The sequence below is a fragment of the Ensifer sp. MJa1 genome (assembly GCF_037026475.1).
Classification (GTDB): Bacteria; Pseudomonadota; Alphaproteobacteria; order Rhizobiales; family Rhizobiaceae; genus Ensifer.
Window position 1 is genome coordinate 1 of the sequence record NZ_JAKUMO010000029.1, and the last position, 18,492, is coordinate 18,492.

15 protein-coding genes are annotated in these 18,492 nt (G+C 62.5%); 4 read left to right on the forward strand and 11 right to left on the reverse strand.

Annotation, left to right across the window (positions count from 1 at the left end; all coding sequences use genetic code 11):
* On the forward strand, window positions 1-419 hold a 419-nt coding region (locus tag MKZ91_RS27550; RefSeq protein ID WP_336174226.1), incomplete at its 5' end, for a hypothetical protein.
* Between the two features lie 106 nt (window positions 420-525).
* Here the strand turns inward: MKZ91_RS27550 and MKZ91_RS27555 are convergent.
* The 8 genes from MKZ91_RS27555 to MKZ91_RS27590 form a co-directional block, all read right to left on the reverse strand.
* A complete protein-coding gene (locus MKZ91_RS27555) occupies window positions 526-1,767 on the reverse strand; it encodes an MFS transporter (RefSeq protein ID WP_336174227.1) in 1,242 nt (413 codons plus the stop codon).
* Between the two features lie 202 nt (window positions 1,768-1,969).
* Entirely contained in the window at window positions 1,970-4,018 is a 2,049-nt protein-coding gene (locus MKZ91_RS27560) for a tripartite tricarboxylate transporter permease (RefSeq protein WP_336174228.1), read from the reverse strand.
* 72 nt (window positions 4,019-4,090) lie between these two features.
* The gene (locus tag MKZ91_RS27565; RefSeq protein ID WP_336174229.1) at window positions 4,091-4,945 is read right to left on the reverse strand and encodes an amidohydrolase family protein; all 855 of its coding nucleotides are present in this window, start codon (window positions 4,943-4,945) and stop codon (window positions 4,091-4,093) included.
* A gap of 61 nt (window positions 4,946-5,006) precedes the next feature.
* A complete protein-coding gene (locus MKZ91_RS27570; protein WP_336174230.1) occupies window positions 5,007-6,065 on the reverse strand; it encodes a tripartite tricarboxylate transporter substrate-binding protein in 1,059 nt (352 codons plus the stop codon).
* A gap of 278 nt (window positions 6,066-6,343) precedes the next feature.
* Complete coding sequence (locus MKZ91_RS27575; protein ID WP_336174231.1) at window positions 6,344-7,237, reverse strand: phosphate ABC transporter substrate-binding protein; 894 nt, start codon at window positions 7,235-7,237, stop codon at window positions 6,344-6,346.
* Window positions 7,238-7,316: 79 nt separating this feature from the next.
* Window positions 7,317-8,198: an amidohydrolase family protein gene (locus MKZ91_RS27580; protein ID WP_336174232.1), complete on the reverse strand. Its 882-nt coding sequence runs from the start codon at window positions 8,196-8,198 to the stop codon at window positions 7,317-7,319.
* A 284-nt stretch (window positions 8,199-8,482) separates the two neighbouring features.
* A complete protein-coding gene (locus MKZ91_RS27585; protein ID WP_336174233.1) occupies window positions 8,483-10,150 on the reverse strand; it encodes a thiamine pyrophosphate-binding protein in 1,668 nt (555 codons plus the stop codon).
* Entirely contained in the window at window positions 10,147-11,178 is a 1,032-nt protein-coding gene (locus MKZ91_RS27590; RefSeq protein WP_336174234.1) for an amidohydrolase family protein, read from the reverse strand. The genes MKZ91_RS27585 and MKZ91_RS27590 overlap by 4 nt, the downstream gene beginning before the upstream one ends.
* Window positions 11,179-11,432: 254 nt before the next feature.
* Between MKZ91_RS27590 and MKZ91_RS27595 the strand changes: the two genes are divergently transcribed.
* Complete coding sequence (locus MKZ91_RS27595) at window positions 11,433-12,407, forward strand: ABC transporter substrate-binding protein (RefSeq protein WP_336174235.1); 975 nt, start codon at window positions 11,433-11,435, stop codon at window positions 12,405-12,407.
* Window positions 12,408-12,421: 14 nt separating this feature from the next.
* Entirely contained in the window at window positions 12,422-13,273 is an 852-nt protein-coding gene (locus MKZ91_RS27600) for an HpcH/HpaI aldolase family protein (RefSeq protein ID WP_336174236.1), read from the forward strand.
* A 75-nt stretch (window positions 13,274-13,348) separates the two neighbouring features.
* Here the strand turns inward: MKZ91_RS27600 and MKZ91_RS27605 are convergent, their stop codons facing one another.
* Window positions 13,349-14,608 (reverse strand): LysR family transcriptional regulator, encoded by a 1,260-nt coding sequence (locus tag MKZ91_RS27605; protein ID WP_336174237.1) that lies wholly within the window; start codon window positions 14,606-14,608, stop codon window positions 13,349-13,351.
* A 298-nt stretch (window positions 14,609-14,906) separates the two neighbouring features.
* Between MKZ91_RS27605 and MKZ91_RS27610 the strand changes: the two genes are divergently transcribed.
* Complete coding sequence (locus MKZ91_RS27610) at window positions 14,907-16,421, forward strand: aldehyde dehydrogenase (NADP(+)) (RefSeq protein ID WP_336174238.1); 1,515 nt, start codon at window positions 14,907-14,909, stop codon at window positions 16,419-16,421.
* A gap of 45 nt (window positions 16,422-16,466) precedes the next feature.
* On the opposite strand, the gene MKZ91_RS27615 is transcribed toward MKZ91_RS27610, so the two are convergent.
* Together MKZ91_RS27615 and MKZ91_RS27620 are read right to left on the reverse strand one after the other, a co-directional pair.
* The gene (locus MKZ91_RS27615) at window positions 16,467-16,997 is read right to left on the reverse strand and encodes a carboxymuconolactone decarboxylase (RefSeq protein ID WP_336174239.1); all 531 of its coding nucleotides are present in this window, start codon (window positions 16,995-16,997) and stop codon (window positions 16,467-16,469) included.
* A 123-nt stretch (window positions 16,998-17,120) separates the two neighbouring features.
* Complete coding sequence (locus MKZ91_RS27620) at window positions 17,121-18,140, reverse strand: ABC transporter substrate-binding protein (protein WP_336174240.1); 1,020 nt, start codon at window positions 18,138-18,140, stop codon at window positions 17,121-17,123.
* Window positions 18,141-18,492: the final 352 nt, after the last annotated feature.

Sequence of the window (18,492 nt, forward strand, 5' to 3'; positions counted from 1 at the left end):
AAAAACGACAACATGTTGATTACAAATATGTTTTTCGACTGTTGATAAAATCGGCAGATTTAAGGATCCGGAAAAGCCGCGAATCCGTGCAGCGAATCTTTGATCAGGCGATCAGAAAACTGATCGCCGCTTCATACGGTCAAAACGCCCCTCAACTGGCTCTCCCTAGATATAGCTGGCGCCGGTCTCTCGACCGTCAGATATTGATCGTCCGGCAGGCAAGCGCGGCGCTCGCACACCCGCGCACGAGCCATGCCTTGCCCTTGGCCGGGCTATTGCCCTACTTGCGAGATGTTCGCCTTTCCCGGCATGACGGTCCATGCGGCGGGCAAGGCGATAAGCATGGCGGTGCACAGGCCGACGGGTGTGCCGGCCGCACGCGACGACCCACCCCAACGGGAGCGGAGACCCAGACGTGACGATACAGCTTCCTGCGCTTCCGGTTCGCGACGTGCTGCTGGCCTGCCCGGAGTTAGCTACTCGTTTTATCAGAACGAATATACGAGCGCTGGGCGAAACTTGTGGTCATTCGACAAGGCGGTCACGTTTTCGCAGTTCGGGGAACTTGATCGCCCAAAGGGCAGAAACCAGAAGTGTTCCCGCGCCTCCGACGATGATCGCCGGCACCAGACCGAACAGAGCCGCGGTAACGCCGGACTCGAATTCGCCGAGTTCGTTCGAGGCGCCTATGAATAGCGAGTTGACCGCCGCCACCCGTCCGCGCATCGCATCCGGCGTGTCGCTTTGGACCAGCGTCTGGCGGATCACCACGCTGAAGACATCGGACGCGCCGAGCAGCCAGAGCATGGCGAGTGAGAGGTAGACGTTGGTGGACAATCCAAGCACGACCGTCGCAAGGCCGAAAATCGTCGTCACCGTGAACAGCTTCGCCCCGGCTCTACGCTCGATCGGCCGATAGGTGAGGAACAGTCCCAGCATCATGGCGCCGGCCGCAGGAGCTGAACGAAGCGCACCCAGCCCGAGCGGCCCCAAATGGAGGATATCGCTGGCGATGATCGGCAGCAGCGCCGTCGCGCCGCCAAGCAGCACGGTGAAGAGGTCGAGCGAGATCGCCCCGAGGATTACGGGCTTTTGCCAGATGAAGCTCAGTCCGGCGAATGCGTCTCTGAACCTGACAGGCGCTTTGTTCGGGGCACCATCCCTGGACCTGATGAAAAGGAACAGTAAAGCGGCAAGCAGGAACGCCCCGCAGGCAAAGGCGAAAGGCAACCACGCGCCCGCGACATAGAGGACACCACCAAGTGCGGGGCCGATGATCGTCGCCATCTGGCTTGTCGATGACGAGACCCCGACGACCCGACCGAGCGCCTCGCGCGGCACGAGGTTGGCGATCATCGCCTGGGCGGCCGGGTTGCCAAAGCCTCTGGCGCAGCCGTAAAGCACAAAGAGCGCGTAAATGCTGCCGATCTCGACCGGGCCGCTGGTTGCCGTCATCAAGAGGCCGATCGAGACGGTCGCCATGATTACGAAACTTGCCGAACACACAAGCCGACGGTCAAAGCGATCCGCCACCAGACCGGAAACAAACGACAGGACCAGCTTCGGCGTGAATGCAGCAAGGCCGACAAGACCAAGCGCCAGCGCGCTGTGGGTGACTTCATAGACAAGCCAGCCGACCGCCACATTGACGACCTGACTGCCGCAGATCAGCAGGAATCTGCCGGACAAATAGAGCAGCACATTGAACTGGAAGAGGACCGAGAACCGATCGCCGTGTAGCGCTTTCTCGCTGTTTGCAATGTCCATGCTCAGGTCTTTGCCATTTGAACGGTGCCCGGGCTTCGTCGCCGCCGGGCTCTCTAGCCTAACTTGGGTCACGCTTTCAAATCGGAGGTCGCCCCTTCCGAAAGCCTGACCGTTGTCACGGGCCTGCGAACGTTGCGGCCCCGATATTGCCTCTAGGTAAGCGAAGGGACGGCACCGCACAGGTGCCGTCCAGTTGAAGAATTCAGACTGAAGGAATGAGGCCGCGCAGCGACGGGAAGACGTCGCCGAGATAGCTGTGCGGCCAGGGCACCCCAACCATCCGATCGAATACGATCCAGATGAAGAGCGTGGCACCGATCGCAAGCGCCAGGCTGAGGCGCCAGGGCTCCCGAGCTTCGGTCCGCATGTAACCGAGGATCATCAGCGGGATCGTCGGGATCAGGCCGATTATCGCGGTACCGGCCAGGAAGAACATGTACCAGCCGAAGAACTGTGCTGCGCGTTGGACGACGGTGCGTGTCGGCAGTTCATCGTCGGCAAGCAGGTCCATGTGGATCCCCTCTTCGTCCTCCGGCACCGGATTTGCCGTGCCACGGCCGGAGAACAGGAGCCAAACAAGGCTGAGCGAACCTGCAATGATCAACGTGCCGGCGGCGAAGGTGGGACCGATGCGCGCATTGAAGTTCCAGCCCTGCGCTTCGATCAACATCCACGCCGCCGTGCCGATGAAGAACACATAGACCAGATCTTCCGGCTGCACCGAGAACCGACCTTTCGGCAGCAGTCCGCCGGCGCCCTTGCGGCGAAGGATCGTGTAGAGCGGGCTCAGCAGCACCCAGAGTGAAGCGGCAAGGATCAGCATCACGCCCGGGCGGAACAGCCAGTCCGCACCATACCGGAGCGTCGAAATGGCAAGGTAACGCTCAAGCAGAACACCGAGCACCAGCCCCAGGATCATCGGCGGCCGCGGCCAGCGCAGGCGCTTCATCGTCCAGCCGATAATGCCGAAGATGAGCAGGGTGTAGAGATCGCCCCAGCTGCGCGATCCCTGGAAGGCGCCGACGAAGGTCACGGCCATGATGCACGGAAGGATCAGCGTGTAGCGAAGCGTCGAGATCTTCGCGAACTGACCAGAGAGCAGGAAGCAGAGCGCCGCGCCGAAGACGTTGGCGAGCGCGAGCGACCAGACGAGCGTATAGGTGAGCTCGAGGTTGCGGGTCAGCATATCCGGCCCCGGGATGAAGCCCTGCACCATCATGGCGCTCAAGAGGATTGCGCCCGCAGCGCCACCCGGGACTCCGAAGGCAAGCAATGGCACGAGCCGCCCGCCTTCCGACGCGTTGACCGCGCATTCCGGCGCGATCACGCCGCGCACGTCGCCCTTACCAAAGGTCTTGTTGGCGTTGCTTTCGGTGCGTAGCGCATGTCCGTAGACGATCCAGTCGGTGACCGCGCTCGAAACACCGGGAATGGCGCCCAGCACCGCCCCGATCGAGCTGCAGCGGATGATCATGAACCAGTTGTGGAACGCGTCCTTGACCCCCTGCCACATACCCTTGCGGGTGCTGAATTCGAGCTTGTCCGTCAACGCCTTGCGGCCGATCGCGAGATCGCAGAGTTCCGGCAGCGCGAATACCCCGAGCAGCACCGGCATGATCGGCAGCCCCTCGCGCAGATACATGATATCCATCGTCCAGCGCATCTGGCCCGTCTGTACGTTGGTGCCGATCATACCAATCAGGATGCCGAAACAGGCAGCCACGATACCGCGAAGCGGCGTCCTGCCCGAGAGCGTCGAGACCATTGCGATACCGAAGATCGTCATCGCCAGGAGTTCCGGTGTCGCGATTGAAAGGACCAGCGGCCTGACAGAAGGCAGGGCCACAGCCATGATCAGCGCGCCGATGAGGCCGCCGATCAGCGAACTCGTATAGGCGGCGCTGAGCGCGCGGCCGCCCTCCCCGCGCCTGGTCATCTGCAGGCCGTCAAGGACGGTCGCCTGCGATGCAGCACCTCCGGGCACTCCAAAGAGCACCGCGGGGATCGTGTCCGACATTGTGTTCGAAGCATGCATGCCGAGCAGCATGGCGAGCGCGGCGACGGGATCCATCGTGTAGGTGAAAGGCACGAGAAGGGCAAATCCCGTCAGGCCGCCGATACCGGGCAACAGGCCGAGCATCAGGCCGACGATCACGCCGAACCAGAGGAAGATCACCCGATCCCACGAAAGGAGCGAGATCAATGCATGGCCTGCCGTCTCCAGCACGCCAGTTCCGAATAGATGTTCCATTGTCTTTTTTCCTCGCGGCGGCAGTTGTCTGCGGCCACTCTCCTCCAGAGGATGCTGAACGAGCGAACCGGTTCAGTCAGCGAGTTCGCGATAGACGGACTGCGCGGTGCGCGCCCAGATCCATGAACGATCTTCTTCCGACAGGGCGGCAAAACATGCGTGACCCTGGTCCACCAGTTTCTTCAATGGGCCGGCAGACGCCGGATAGTTCGATCCGAAGGCCAGCCGGTTCGCACCGAATTCGGCGACCAGCTTTGCAAAGAAGCTTTCGGGCGTCGCCTTGCCGCCGGCCGAAAGATCGAAGCTCCGCGGGGTGATCTTCAGGTAGAGGTTCGGATGCTTCGCCATCGCAAACAGGCTTTCGGCAGCCGCATAGGGCGGTCCGTCCTCGAGCACCGGACGTCCCATGTGGTCGAGCAGCACCTTCGCGCGCGGGAAACGCGTCAGCAATTCGGCAACCATGCCGAGACCGTCCGGCGTCGTCTGCACGACGACCGGCATGCCGATCTCCTGGCAATGCTCCCAGACCGGAAACGTCCTTTGGTCCAGCAGCCAGCTACCCCTCGTTTGATTGGTCGCGCCTCCGGTGAAGAGGCGGATCCCCCCCATGCCGCGGCCACGCCAGTATTCGATCATCTGAACGGCGTCGGGCTTGAGCACGTCGACCGCATAAACACCGGTGAAACGCTGCGGCATCGTCGCGACGCAATCGGCCACATAGGAATTGTCATAGCCGTAGGTGGTCGATGAATGCACGATCGCCGCTTTGTCGACTCCCGCCTCATCCATCTCGACCAGGATCTGCTCGAAGCTGACGGGCCGCGTCTCGGACCAGTTGGAATGAACGCCGCCGAGGGGCGCATGCGGATACTTCTCAGTGTCGGGCGAGATGATGTGGGGATGAATATCGACGATCCTGCTGCGCATGGTCTTTCCTTTGATGTCCTTTGCGCCGGAGCCGATCCGGCTTCCGGCGCCTTCATTTGCGTTAGTTCTGTTCTTCAGCAGTCGTGACCGCCCGCACCTTCGCGAGCGTGGCCTCCGAAGTGGCATAGAGATCCTTGACCACCTGCTCGACGGCCGCGCCGTTGATTGCCTCGACCGGATAGTCGCGTTCCTTCATCGCTGCGATGAAGTCCGGATCGGCAGCCGCCTCGTCGAAAGCCTTGCGGAGCGCTGCAAGGCGGTCTTCCGGTACGCCCTTCGGCACGCCGATCGGGCGACCGGCTTCCATGCTGCGGGTGAAGAAGGAATAGAGTTCCTTGTCTTCGGGCTTCGTTAGGTAAGCGGAAAGATTGGGCACATTCTCGAACGGAGCCGGGCTCTCGAAGCCGAGATGCAGCAGGACCTTCAGCCGGCCCTGGTCAAGCATCTGCTTGGTGTCGGGCACGCTGAGGCCGGCGACCGTCGAGGCCCAGCCGTCAACTTCGCCGCGTTCCATGGCAAGATAGACTTCGCCGCGGGCATCGTAGCCGTGGATGATCTTGAACTTGGTGCCGATCATGTCGTTGAGCATGGCCGTTAGTGTGCGGTTTTCGTTGGAGAACCCGGTCGCGCCGAGGATCAACGGCTTCTCGAACAGTTCTTCTGTCGTCTGGACCTCCGACTTGTCCGTCGCGATCATGGCGTAGGCGACCTTTTCCAAACTGCCCAGCCATTCGAGTTCGCGCGGGTCGAAGCCCGTCTCTTCGCCCTCGATCAGCGGCACATAGAGGTTGTTGCGCTGCAGGAAGCCGATGACCGTACCGTCGTTCGGTTCCTTCAGCTGCAATTGAGCAGCGGCCATCATGCCGCCGGCGCCGGGCAGATTGAGAACCGCCACATTGGGATTGCCGGCCATGTGGGAGCGGAAGTGCTCGACGAAGCTGCGCGCGACGAGATCCGTCAGGCTGCCGGCCGGGGCGCTGACGAGGAACGTCACCAGCTTGCCCTTGTAGAAATCTTCAACCTCGTCGGCGCGGGCCGAAACGGGGGCGAGGAAGGATACTGCAGAGAGCGCCGCAGCGGCCGCGATGTTAAGCAATGCCTTGCTGTTGAACGGTTTCATGGATTTCTCCTCCTGTTTCGATTAAGCCACCGATGCCTTCCGGCGATCCGCGGCGCGAAGCTCCTCCAGCTTCGCTTTTGTCCGATCTGTGGGTTCAAGAGTGTCGGCCACCCGGCGCGAACGCAATAGAATGCCCAGACTTCTTATCGGCCGTGCCCGAAAACCAATCAGGCGATGCGCGTGGCCTAAAACTCTGTCGTTACCGACCTTCAGTCCCGCGACTCTCAAGGGACCGCATCTCGGCGACGCAGCCGAAAAATCGTCTGCGTCGCTTTAGTTTATGCGCCAAGTGAAGCGGTTACGTCGTCGAAGAGTTCATCCACCTGTAGCCTTCGGGGAATGATCTTCTGTTCGAACGCCCAGTCGATGGCGAGCGTCAGCCCCTTGCGGTTGGCCTCAAGGCCGAAGGGCGGAAGCGGCGCCTTGGAAGTCGATTGAGCGCGGCTTTCGACCAGCAGCCGATAGATCTCCCTGACCACGTCGGGCCTCTCGCGGGTGAGATCCCGGTGCACAACGAAAACATGGTTGATGGGGATCACGCCCTCTCGCGCATGCCAGGCCTTTCCGGCCTCGATCGCGTCGGGAACCAGCGTCTTGATGCGCGGATCCTGGGGCATGTCGTTGCCAAGAAGTGCGGCGTCGATTTCGCCCTCGAGCAGCATCTGGCCGAGATCCGATCCCTTTGGCAGACGCGTGCAGTTCGGCGGATCGGCGTATTCGGCGAGGTGTCCGTCGGTCACGGTCAGCCACGTGACCTTGTCGAGATCGACGCCGTATTCGTGTTGCAGGATGCCGCGGATCCAGAGCCCTGTCGTCTGCGCATAGGAACGCACGCCGACGCGTTTGCCTTCGATGTCCTTTGGCGAGAAGGAATGGAGCGCCGAATTGTAGCCCGCGCAATGGTGCTGCTGACGGCCGGAAACCGGTGCTGGCAGCATGACGAAGGGCTTGTTGTAGGCGATCGCCTGCAGATAGGTGACAATCGCAAGCTCGCCGGCATCGAACGCGTTCTCGCGCAACATCGCCTTGAACCCGTTGTGCGCGGTCTCGGGGCCACAGAAGTCGAACTCGACGAGCGGTGAGCGGACGGCACCGCTGCGCAGAGCGCTGGTGCTTGGATATTCGGCAAGATTGACCCGCAGCGTAAGCGGGCTGACGGTGGTGTCGTTCATGATATCCTCTTGCGCCGTATTTCACGGCTACATGCGTATCGGATAAGCCGCCCCCAAGGAGACGGCCCGGCGGTCGTCGCTAGAGAGAAAGTTCGAGTGCTTCCTTCGCCTGGACCAGTTGCGGGTAGAGCTTCTCTGCTGTTCCGGCCCAGATTGCGGCTCGGTCCTTTTCGCTGAGGCTGGCGAAGCAGCAATGCCCCTGGTCGACCAGGTCTTTGAGCGAACCGTTGTTGGCCGGGAAGTTCGAACCCCATGCAAGCCGATTTGCTCCGTACTCTGCCACCAGCTTCGGAAAGAACGTCTCTGGGCTTGCAGGCGCCTTTGTCGCTAGGTCGAAGGTGCGCGGGGTGATCTTGAGATAGAGGTTCTCGTATCCGGCGAGTTTCCAGAGCGGCCCCGCCTTGTTGTAGGGCGCACCGTCTGTGAGGTCGGGACGGCCGAGATGGTCGAGCAGGATGTTCACCTCCGGGAAACGTTCGAGGATTTCTTCCACCACCGGCAGGCCGATGGAGGTGGTTTGAATGGCGACCGTCATGTCGATATCGGCCATGTGCTCCCAGACCGGAAAGGTTTCCGGGGCAATCATCCAGCGCCCGTCTGTCTGCACCGTGGAACCGGCGCCGAAAAGGCGCAGGCCCGCCATGCCACGCTTGCGCCACTCATTGATGGTTGCAACAGCGTTAGGCGCCGCGATATCGACGGAATAGACGCCGACGAAACGCGCCGGGTCGCGGCAAACGCTGTCGGCGGCATAGGCATTGTCATAGCCGTAGGTGGTCGAGGAGTGCACCATCGCGGCTTTCGCGACGCCCGCCGCTTCCATCTCCTCGACATATTGCTCGAAGGTGAAGGGCCGCTCCGCCGACCAATCCGAGCGGATGCCACCGAGCGGGTTGTAGGGATACTTCTCAGTATCGGGAGAGATGATGTGCGGGTGAATGTCAATGATCTTCTGTTTCATGACGGCTGTTCCTTCAAGCGGGCGGATCAGCGCCCGGATTGTTTGCGGCACATCGCGCCGCGCGAGGTCCTCTCCTCGCCCGGCAAAAGCCCTCCTTGAGCGCCCAAAGAGACTTCGGGCGCCGCATTGGCGATGAGTGTTTTGTTGAATTGCCGCTGTAGATTAGGCGAAGATGCCCGGCACCTGAACGGGCTCCACGTGAATTCCGATGGTCCCGGGACGATATTCAATATCGTCTCGGGAGGCGTTCGGAAGCCTGGAGTGGCGGCAACCCGAGGCTTTCCTCATCCGAGCGCCGCCGCGCGGATCTGGCTGAGCGACGCCGCTGGCGTAAGCGCTTCGGGGTCGATCATGATCTCCAGCACCGAAGGCCCGTCATGGGCATCGGCCCGTGCGAAGGCGGCGGCGAAGTCCTCCGTTTTCTCCACCCGTTCTCCGTAAGCGCCATAGGCTTTGGCAAAGGCCGTGAAATCCGGGTTGCCCGCCGACAGGTCCGTGCCGGAGACGCGCGCCGGATAGTGCCGTTCCTGATGCATGCGGATCGTGCCGAGCATACCGTTGTTGAGGATGAGGATGCGGATCTTCAGCCCGTGCGCGCAAGCGGTCGCGAGCTCCGTGCAGGTCATCTGGAAATCGCCGTCACCGGCGATGCAGATGACCGTCGCGTCCGGCCGGGCAAACTTGGCGGCAATTGCTGCCGGAATGCCGTAGCCCATCGAACCGCAGATCGGCGCGACCTGGGTGCCGAACTGGCGATAGCGATGAAAGCGATGCAGCCAGACGGTGAAGTTGCCGGCGCCGTTGGTGTAGATCGTGTCGGCCGGAAGATTCTGGTCGAGCCAGGCCATGATCTCGCACATCTGGATCGCGCCGGGGCTGGTGCGCGGCGCCGTCCATGCCACGTAGTCGGCACGGGCTTTTTCGCGGTGGGCGCCCCATACCCCTGTGACCGGGCCATCTGCCGCCAGCGCCAGGGCAAAGGTGGCGGGATTGCTGACGATGCCGATCTCGGGCTGGTAGACATGGCCGATTTCGTCGGCACCCGCGTAGACATGGATCAGGCGCTGCACCGGGCAGGGCGTTTCCATGATCGTGTAGCCGTTCGTGCCGATCTCGCCGAGCCGCGCGCCTATGACCAGTAAGAGGTCGGCGTTTTTCACCGTTTCGGCAAGCTTCGGGTTCACCCCGAGCCCGATCTCGCCAATGTAGCTCGAGCTGAGATTGTCGATGAGATCCTGGCGGCGGAAGGACGCCGCCACCGGCAGATCGCTCTTCTCCGCGAAACGACGGACGGCGGCGACTGCGTCACTATTCCAGCCGGACCCTCCGAGCATGACGACCGGGCGCACTGCCGCAGCGAGCGCCGCACGCACGTCTGCGATGACCGTGGTGGTCGGTCCGTTGCACGGCGCAACTGCGCGCCGGCCATCCATGGAGATGGCCTTATCGGTCAGCATGTCCTCGGGCAGAGGGATTACCACTGGCCCGGGCCGTCCGTTAAGGGCGAGCTGGAAGGCGCGAGTAACGTATTCCGCCGTTCGCGCCGCGTCGTCGAGCTGCAGCACGGCCTTCGCCTGCGTGCCGAACATGCGCCGGTAGTCGATCTCCTGGAAAGCCTCGCGGGTCATGACGTCGCGCGGGTTCTGACCGATGAACATCAGCATCGGCGTGCTGTCCTGAAAGCCGACATGCAGGCCCGAGGAGGCATTCGTCGCCCCCGGCCCGCGCGAGCAGAAAAGCACGCCCGGCCGACCGGTGAGCTTGCCATAGGCCTCGGCCATCATCGCCGCCCCGCCTTCGTGGCGGCAGGTGACGAGCTCGATCTCAGGGGTGTCATGCAGCGCGTCGAGCACGGCGAGAAAACTCTCGCCAGGCACGCAGAAGACACGATCGACGCCCTGGAGTACCAGCTGGTCGACAAGGATGCGGGCGGCGGTTCGCTCCATGCTCATGCCGCCTGCTCCATATCTTTCAGACGCGCGTCGAGGCGCGGATAGACGCGGCGCACATTGCCCTCGAAGACGGCGTGGCGATCCTTGTCCGAGAGCTTCAGCTTGTCGACATAGCGCTTCGTGTCATCGAAGGCGTATCCCGTCTCCGGGTCGATGCACCTGACGGCGCCCACCATTTCGGAGCCGAAGAGCACGTTCTTGACCGGGATCACTTCAGTCAAAAGGTTGATGCCAGGCTGATGGTAGACGCAGGTGTCGAAAAAGACGTTTTCCATCAGCGCCTCGGCAAGCGGTGGGCGGCCCAGGTCATGGGCGAGACCGCGGTAGCGCCCCCAGTGATAGGGCACCGCGCCGCCGCCATGCGGGATGACGAAGCGCAAGGTCGGGAAATCCTTGAAGATGTCGGACAGGAGAAGCTGCATGAAGACGGTGGTGTCGCCGTTGAGATAGTGGGCACCCGTGCCGTGGAAGTTCGGATTGCACGAGCCCGAAACGTGGATCATCACCGGAACGTCGAGTTCCACCAGCTTTTCGTAGAGGCCGTACCACCACCGGTCCGTCATCGGCGGGCTCGTCCAGTAGCCGTCGGAAGGATCCGGGTTGAGGTTGCAGCCGACGAAGCCGAGTTCGAGCACGCAACGCTCCAGTTCCTCGATGCAGCCGCGCGGATCGGCACCCGGGCTCTGCGGCAGCTGGCAGACGGGGATGAAACGGTCCGGATAGAGTTCGCTGACGCGAAACACCAGGTCGTTGCTCGTGCGCGACCAGTGCTTGCTCATCGCCTCGTTGCCATGATGGTGTCCCATCAGGCCCGCGATCGGCGAGAACAACGTCATGTCGATGCCACGCTCTTTCTGAAGGCGGATCTGGTTCTTCTCCAGCCCCTCGCGCAGCTCGTCGTCAGAGATGTGCGGCGCCGGAGAAAAGTCCGAGGTCTTGCCGGCCTTGTAGTCGGCGATCTGTGCGTTGCGGTAGTCCCGGAAGTAACCGGGAACGGTGGTGAAGTGCCCGTGGCAATCGATGATCATGTCGGCAAGGCCTCTTTTTCTGGTTCAGGAACGGCCGCAGCCGTCCGCCTCGCTCATCCCTAACCCGACTCGTTTTGCCCCGACCAATCGGATTTCTTGCCGAGCACATAGCAAACGATGCGCGGCCGAACGGCGCGTCAGCATTCCTATGGCGTGGGGGTGAACTCCTATTAAGGGACCGAAGCGGAACCCGGTTAGAGGTAGTTGCCTCGCCGAAAGCGGGGAAATTTTAATCCTGCATAGAGGAGTCCGCCATGACCGCACCTGCCCTCAAGGTGGCTTTGCGCACCTATCCCTACACCGAAGCCCTGAAATCCGGGGCGGTCACAGTTCCGGGCGCAACGCTCGACTTCGTCGACGTCAAGCCGCATATCGCAGCCTTCCGGGCTATGGTGCGCGATCTCGCCTTCGATATCTGCGAACTCGCGCCGACCACCTACATCATTGCCCGCGCCTATGGCGTGCCGATCATCGCATTGCCGATCTTCTTCGTCCGCCGCTTTCACCATGGCGGGCTCGTCGTGCGCCCGGAGGCGGGAATCGAAACGCCCAGGGATCTCGAAGGCAAGCGCTTCGGCGTGCGCGCCTATTCGGTAACGACAGGCGTGTGGAAGCGCGGCCTGCTCCAGAATGAATACGGCGTCGACATCGACAAGGTGACCTGGTTCGTCGATGACGAGGAGCATGTCGAGGCGCTCGAGCTTCCGCCCAACGTCATGCATGTTGCCGAGGGCTCTTCGCTGGTCGCCATGATGGCGGCAGGTGAAGTCGACGCCGCCTGCACCGGCGACGCCGGTATCGGGCGCGCGGGCAAACCGGGCGAAGGCTGGAACGACGCTGGCCCTGCACTGCCCGAGAATCTTCGCGAACTCTTCGCCAATGCAAATGCGCTCGACCGCCAAGTCTACGCGAAAGACGGCGTCTACCCGATCCACGGCTGCCTTGCCATCAAGGAGGAAGTCCTGCGGGAACGTCCCGAGCTGGCCAAGGCGATCTATGACGCATTTGTCACCGCCAAGGCGCCTTACCTCGAGGCGCTGCGCGCCGGCACGGCCACCGGCAAACAGGCCGAAAAGGACCGCAAGCTCATGGAGATCGTCGGCGGCGACCCGATCCCCTACGGGCTGGAGGCCAACCGCGCCTCCATCGAAGCCCTCATCCGCTACGGCCATCAGCAGGGGCTGATCCCTAGGCCCTACAAGGCCGAAGACATGTTCCTGCCGCTCTGAAGGAAAGACGAAAAATGGAAAAGATCGGACGACTGAACGGTATCATTGCGGCCCTCGAAGAGGGTCGCAAGCCAACCATGGCCTTTGCACGTGCTGAGCGAGAGGAAGCGATCCAGTTCGGGCTCTCCGCGCTCGACGGCATCCTGTTCGAGATGGAGCATACGCCCTATTCGCCGTCGGAACTGCGCGACGCGCTGCAGTTCCTGCTCAACCGCCGCCGCATGGTCGACGGCGGCAAGCTGCAGCCCGATGTGACGCCCTTCGTGCGCATTCCCGCCAATGGCGCCGAGATGAACACCTGGATGGCGAAGCAAGTGCTCGACCAGGGCGTCTACGGCGTGGTCTTCCCGCATGTGGCGACGGCCGAGCAGGCGCGCAACGCCGTTGCCGCCTGCCGTTATGCCCGGCCGAAGGATGCGCCGAACTACGAGCCGAAAGGCTTGCGCGGCGATGCGCCAAACACCGCCTCGCGCTACTGGGGCCTCACCGTGCCGGAGTACTATGCCCGTGCCGATGTCTGGCCGCTCGTGCCCGAAGGCGAAATCATGGTCGTGCTGATGATCGAGAGCGTCGAGGCGATGGAAAACCTCCCGGAAATCCTTGCTGTTCCGGGGATCGGCGCCATCATGATCGGCGAAGGCGACCTCAGCCAGCAGCTCGGTTACCCACGCCAATACGAGCATCCGGTGGTGGCCGAAGCCAAGCGCAAGATCCTGGCTGCCGCCAAGAGAGCGGGAGTGCGCGTCGCCCATCCCCACGTCACTTCAGGCAACGTCGCTGAGGTGATCGCCGAGGGCTACGACATTCTCTTCACCTCGCCCTCACGCAGCTATGCGACGCTGGAAAAGGCAAAATCGCTGATGTGATCCCAAGCAAAAAGGGCCCGGAACGCACTTCCGGGCCTTTCTCGTTCTAGGTCTGCCGCTGATCGTGCGTCGCGCTCAGGAAACCAGCTTCATCCTGACGCGCCCTTCGGTAGGGTCCCGGTTCACCTTGGCGGTGGTCTGACGCAGGCAGTCGAGGAAGGCGTTGTGGGCCCTGGTCGGAAGCCAGTCGCTCCGCGTCGTCACACCCTTCAGGAGCACATTGTCGAGCAAGGTCGAGGGGAGCTGGGCGAGGATGCCGCGATCGATATCGTATTGCACCTCGGAGCGGGTCATCAGCGTGACGGTGTCCGAAGTCAGGAGCACAGCCCGGCTCATCATCAGCGACGGCGTTTCCAGGTTGAAACGCGGGCGGGTTTCCACGCCTTCAAAGATCGCCTCGATCCGCGTTCGGCGTGGCGTGCCCCTGGTGGGAACCACCCATTCGTAGCGAGCAAGTTCCTCCGGCGTCGCTTCTTCGAGAAGCGTGAGCGGATGGCCGGGGCGCGCCACCAGGCAGTAGCTATCCTTGAAGAGAACCTCTTCGCTGACGTCATCAGCCCATTCCGGCTTGCGAAGGATGCCGAAGATCATGTCGATGCGGCTGTGAGTCAGATCAGCCAGCAGCTTGTCGTACTCGGCCGAGACGAGCCGCACCTTGACGGACGGATAGGCGCTCATGAATGTCCGTGTTGCCTCGGCAAGCTCGTAGGAACCGGCCATCGGCATCGCGCCGATGACGACTTCGAGGCTCTCGGCGCCGGCTGCCAGAAGGATTTCACCGCGTGCCATCTCGATTTCACGCACCGCGCGGCGAAACTCGCGGGCGAGAAAATTACCTGTTCGGTTCGGGATCGGGCCCTGGGCGGTGCGATCGAACAGCGGCTTGCCGAGCGCGTGTTCGAGCGAACGCGCCGATCGGAACAACGACGCCGGCGAAAGGCCGAGGCTATGGGCGATCTCCCGCACCCGGCCCTGTTCGCAGGTTACGATCAGTGCGCGCAATTGCGTGCCGGTCATCAAGCGCTCAACCTTCGGCATCCGGTCCGGGGCGTCGCCGAGCCGGCCCATCGCGTGCGCGAGCGCATTGTCGAGAATTTCAAAGAACCGGTCGATGCGCAGCAGATACTGCTTGCCGGTGACTGTCGGATAGGTGCCGGTGGCGCAGCGCTCGAAGATCGGCGTGCCGATTTCGGCCTCGAGATTGGCGACCGCCTGCGTCACTGCCGGCTGCGAGGTGCTGAGTTCGCGCGAGGCACAGCTGACCCCCCCCATCTTGCCGATCACCTGCACCATCCGCAAATGGCGAAGGTTCGGGATTTCCGCAAATTCGGTCATGGCTTCCTCCTGAATTTCCTTCTGTCGGCCGCCGGTCGCGGCAACGACAGATGGCGAACATCCATGCCCCGCGTCACGCGGGGCGCATGTCAGGAAGGGCAACGCCCTTCTCACTCCCGATCCTACGATAGGCTGAGCGTCGCCGCGAACCAATAGGAACTCGCCCCGAGGCATAGGTTCTTGGCGCACCGGGATGGAAACGTGCAGACAAACCCGCGAAAAACCAGCCGCCACAAGCCGCAACCCCATAAGTTTTGCGACTAAGCTGTCCACGTTCGCGAGTGAAGAGGAAACAATCATGTCTTTCATCCCCCACGGTCGACATTTCATCGCCGGCGCGCGCATCGCGACCGATGCGCAGTTTCGGTCCGCACCTGCTCGTGGTACGGCGCATGCGTTTTCGGTCGGAACTCCAGCTCTCGTCGATGCCGCCTGCCGTGCCGCGGAGGAAGCCTCCTGGACCTATGCTGCCTCCTCGCGGGAAGAGCGCGCCGTCTTTCTCGAAGCGATTGCCGAGGAGATCGAAAGACGAGCGGAAGGGATCACCGCGATCGGCAGCGCGGAGACGGGCCTGCCCGAAGCACGCCTGATTTCCGAGCGTGGACGTACGGTCTCACAGCTTCGCCTCTTTGCTGCCCATATACGCAGGGGCGACTATCTCGACCGACGACACGATGCGACGCTGCCCGATCGTCAGCCGTTCGCCCGACCCGACCTTCGCCTGATGCAGCGTCCGGTCGGGCCGGTTGCGGTGTTCGGCGCTTCGAACTTTCCCCTGGCGTTTTCAGTCGCCGGCGGCGATACGGCCTCGGCGCTCGCGGCCGGCTGCCCTGTCGTCGTCAAGGGACATTCCGCTCATCCGGGCACCAGCGAGATCGTCGCCGAAGCCGTTGCTGCCGCCGTCAAGGCCTGCGGCCTGCATGCCGGCGTCTTCTCGCTTATCCAGGGAGGCCGACGCGAAGTCGGCGAAGCGTTGGTGCAGCACCCGTTGATCCGAGCCGTTGGCTTTACCGGATCGCTTGCCGGAGGACGTGCTCTCTTCGATCTCTGCATGAGACGGCCGGAGCCGATCCCTTTCTTCGGGGAACTCGGCAGCGTCAATCCCATGTTCCTATTGCCCGCGGCCGTTGCCGCGCGTGGCGAAGCCCTCGGCAAGGGCTGGGCAGCATCGCTGGTGATGGGCGCGGGGCAGTTCTGCACCAATCCCGGCATTGCGGTCGCGATGAACGGTCGGGATGGCGCCATTTTCGCCGAAGCCGCACGCACAGCACTCAGCGAGGTGGGCTCACAGGTGATGTTGACCGACGGCATCGCCAGCGCTTATCGCGACGGAAGTGACCGTATCGCTGGAGAAACCGGCGTGGAGACGCTGCTCACCTCCGAGTGCAACCTGCGCAATGCGACGCCCTACCTTTTCCGAACCACAGGTCGCGACTGGCTTTCCAACCATTCGCTCGCAGAGGAGGTCTTCGGTCCGCTCGGCTTGATCGTCACGGTACAAACGCTTGATGAGATGAAGGACATAGCTCGATCGCTCGCCGGGCAACTGACGGCCACCATCCACATGGACGAGGCGGATAGCGAGGCTGCGGCGTCGCTGTTGCCGATCCTGGAGCGCAAGGCGGGACGCGTGGTTGCGAACGGCTTTCCGACGGGCGTCGAGGTGTGTGATGCGATGGTCCACGGCGGCCCCTACCCGGCGTCGACCAATTTCGGTGCCACGTCCGTCGGGACGCTTTCCATTCGCCGATGGCTGCGACCGGTCTGCTACCAGAATCTCCCTGAAAGCCTGCTGCCCTCGGACCTGCGCTAAAGAAACGTCCCGCGCCCTGACGCAAGCCAGGGCGCGGTGGAGAACTCAAGCCTTGGGCTCGAGCGCGTGCAGGCTCATGGCCAGCGAGACGGACGTAAAATATCCGACGACCACGAGCAGTTCGGCAATGGCCGCGCGGCCGAGTTCCTGGTCGTAAGTCGCGAAACGGGCATCGTCCACCTTGGCGCCGGCGAGGATCTCCGATACCGCGTCACAGATTGTGCCGAGCCGCCCCGCAGACACTTCCGGCCGCCGCTTCTCCAATAACGCAGCAACCACCGGCTCCGGCACGCCGGCCTTCAACGCGTGGCGGCGATGATTGTTGATCACGTAGGGCGCGTTCCAGAAAATGGCCGTGGCGAGGATCGCCACTTCCATTTCCACTTCGCTGAGGACGGACGTCTGGTCGATGTGCGTGCCAATGATTTCCATGCCTTCGGCGAGCCGCGGGTTGTGTAGCCAGATATTGAACGGTGTCGGAATGCGGCCGCGCCCCTCGCCGAGCCGCTCGATGATCTTCTTCTGTTCGGCGCTCGCCCGGTCTGGGTCGATGCGCTCCAGTCTGTTCTCCGTCATGTCTTCTCCTTGCGCTAGAAAGGTGCGCGCAGGATCCCGCATCGGTGCATTGCGCGCCAATTCGAGTCCTGCGCCAAGGGATAGGAGTTCTACCGCCCGCCGAGCGGCTTCATGGAGGTCGCTCTAACCGAGCAGCTTCGCTGCATCCCGCGCCATGGACATGTCCGCGACCGCCGCCACCGCCTGCTTCTGCTTCAGGCTGCCAAGGCCGATGAACATGTCCTGCATGTAGCCGACATCGCCGTCGCTCACCGAAAGATCCTTGGTGTAGGGGCGCTGGACCTGGTTGAAGTCCCAGACCGCCTTCGCCGACGCTTCGTCGAATTTCTTCTTCTGGATGCTCTTGCGCGCGGCGAAGAATGCCTCCTGCGCTTCGGTCGTCATCAGGTAGTCGTAGAGCGCGCCATAGGCCGCCATCACTGCCACGAGACCCTCGCGCTTGCCAGTAGTAGCGGCATCCGAGGCGTAGGCCGTCTGGAAGGTATATTGGGGCAAGGCCTGCCACATGTTGCCTTCTTCGAGCACCACAAGTCCGTCCTTGTCGTTGAGATGCGAGATGCTCGAGCAGCAGGCATCTGCCTCACCCTTGACGACGGACTGGTAGGCCTGGTCGTTGCTGCCCTTATCGACGAAAGTCACCTGACTGGCATCGACACCCTTCTCCTTTAAAAGCTGCAGCATGAGGGCATGCAGCAGGCCGAGTTTCGGGCCGACGGCAATCGACTTGCCTTTGAGGTTGGTGAGCGTGGCGATGCCATCGGGCTTTGCGAAGACGGTCAACGCCACCTTCTTCATGCCGGCGCCGACGATCTTGACCTTGGCGCCCTGCTCAATCCGGGAGAGCACCATGTTGTAGCCCGAGACCATGCAGACGTCCCCGGCGCCCGCTGCAATCGCATCGAAGGGGCCAGTCGCGCCGGGGGCTTCCAGCACCAGTGCGTCGACGCCGAACTTCTTGAAGTAGCCTTGCTGTTCCATCAACGCGTTCAGCGTCGCGTTCTCGAGCCCTGGATTGCTGACGATCTTGATCTGCGTCGAAGCGGCGCGTGCAATATGCGGCAAAGTCAGTCCACCTGCGGCAAGGCTTAAGCCGGCAAGGCCAGCACCACGCAGGAATATGCGGCGGTTGAACGTGTTTGTCATCGGCGATCTCCTCTTTTTGCCGTCGTCGCGACAGGCTCAACGCCAGCGGCCGTCCGCGCCAATTCAAAAACGCGCGCGGGAGATTGATTGTCTGTCTTCGCCCGCAGGACGGGCCCGCTTCCTATCGCCAGCGCCGCATTTCCGATTGGCGCAATGGCCCGCCTTCATGGAGCATGAGGACCACTGGAGTGGGCTTGACGACCGCTCGGACTGAGGCCAAAGCCAAGGAGGAGAACGATGCAAATCGCTGATCGATTGAGGGGCCCGCCCCTCATCCCTGGCCGTCTGAGATGGGTCCTTGGCCGTCAACTTAGAGCGGCAGGCTTCTTTTTGCTGTCCGTCACGAGCGCCG

Coding starts and splice junctions, on each gene's coding strand:
- MKZ91_RS27605 (WP_336174237.1), bottom strand. CDS start 14,608: ATGACCGAATTTGCGGAAATCCCGAACCTTCGCCATTTGCGGATGGTG.
- MKZ91_RS27555 (WP_336174227.1), bottom strand. CDS start 1,767: ATGGACATTGCAAACAGCGAGAAAGCGCTACACGGCGATCGGTTCTCG.
- MKZ91_RS27580 (WP_336174232.1), bottom strand. CDS start 8,198: ATGAAACAGAAGATCATTGACATTCACCCGCACATCATCTCTCCCGAT.
- MKZ91_RS27575 (WP_336174231.1), bottom strand. CDS start 7,237: ATGAACGACACCACCGTCAGCCCGCTTACGCTGCGGGTCAATCTTGCC.
- MKZ91_RS27565 (WP_336174229.1), bottom strand. CDS start 4,945: ATGCGCAGCAGGATCGTCGATATTCATCCCCACATCATCTCGCCCGAC.
- MKZ91_RS27600 (WP_336174236.1), top strand. CDS start 12,422: ATGGAAAAGATCGGACGACTGAACGGTATCATTGCGGCCCTCGAAGAG.
- MKZ91_RS27610 (WP_336174238.1), top strand. CDS start 14,907: ATGTCTTTCATCCCCCACGGTCGACATTTCATCGCCGGCGCGCGCATC.
- MKZ91_RS27560 (WP_336174228.1), bottom strand. CDS start 4,018: ATGGAACATCTATTCGGAACTGGCGTGCTGGAGACGGCAGGCCATGCA.
- MKZ91_RS27590 (WP_336174234.1), bottom strand. CDS start 11,178: ATGATCATCGATTGCCACGGGCACTTCACCACCGTTCCCGGTTACTTC.
- MKZ91_RS27615 (WP_336174239.1), bottom strand. CDS start 16,997: ATGACGGAGAACAGACTGGAGCGCATCGACCCAGACCGGGCGAGCGCC.
- MKZ91_RS27585 (WP_336174233.1), bottom strand. CDS start 10,150: ATGAGCATGGAGCGAACCGCCGCCCGCATCCTTGTCGACCAGCTGGTA.
- MKZ91_RS27570 (WP_336174230.1), bottom strand. CDS start 6,065: ATGAAACCGTTCAACAGCAAGGCATTGCTTAACATCGCGGCCGCTGCG.
- MKZ91_RS27620 (WP_336174240.1), bottom strand. CDS start 18,140: ATGACAAACACGTTCAACCGCCGCATATTCCTGCGTGGTGCTGGCCTT.
- MKZ91_RS27595 (WP_336174235.1), top strand. CDS start 11,433: ATGACCGCACCTGCCCTCAAGGTGGCTTTGCGCACCTATCCCTACACC.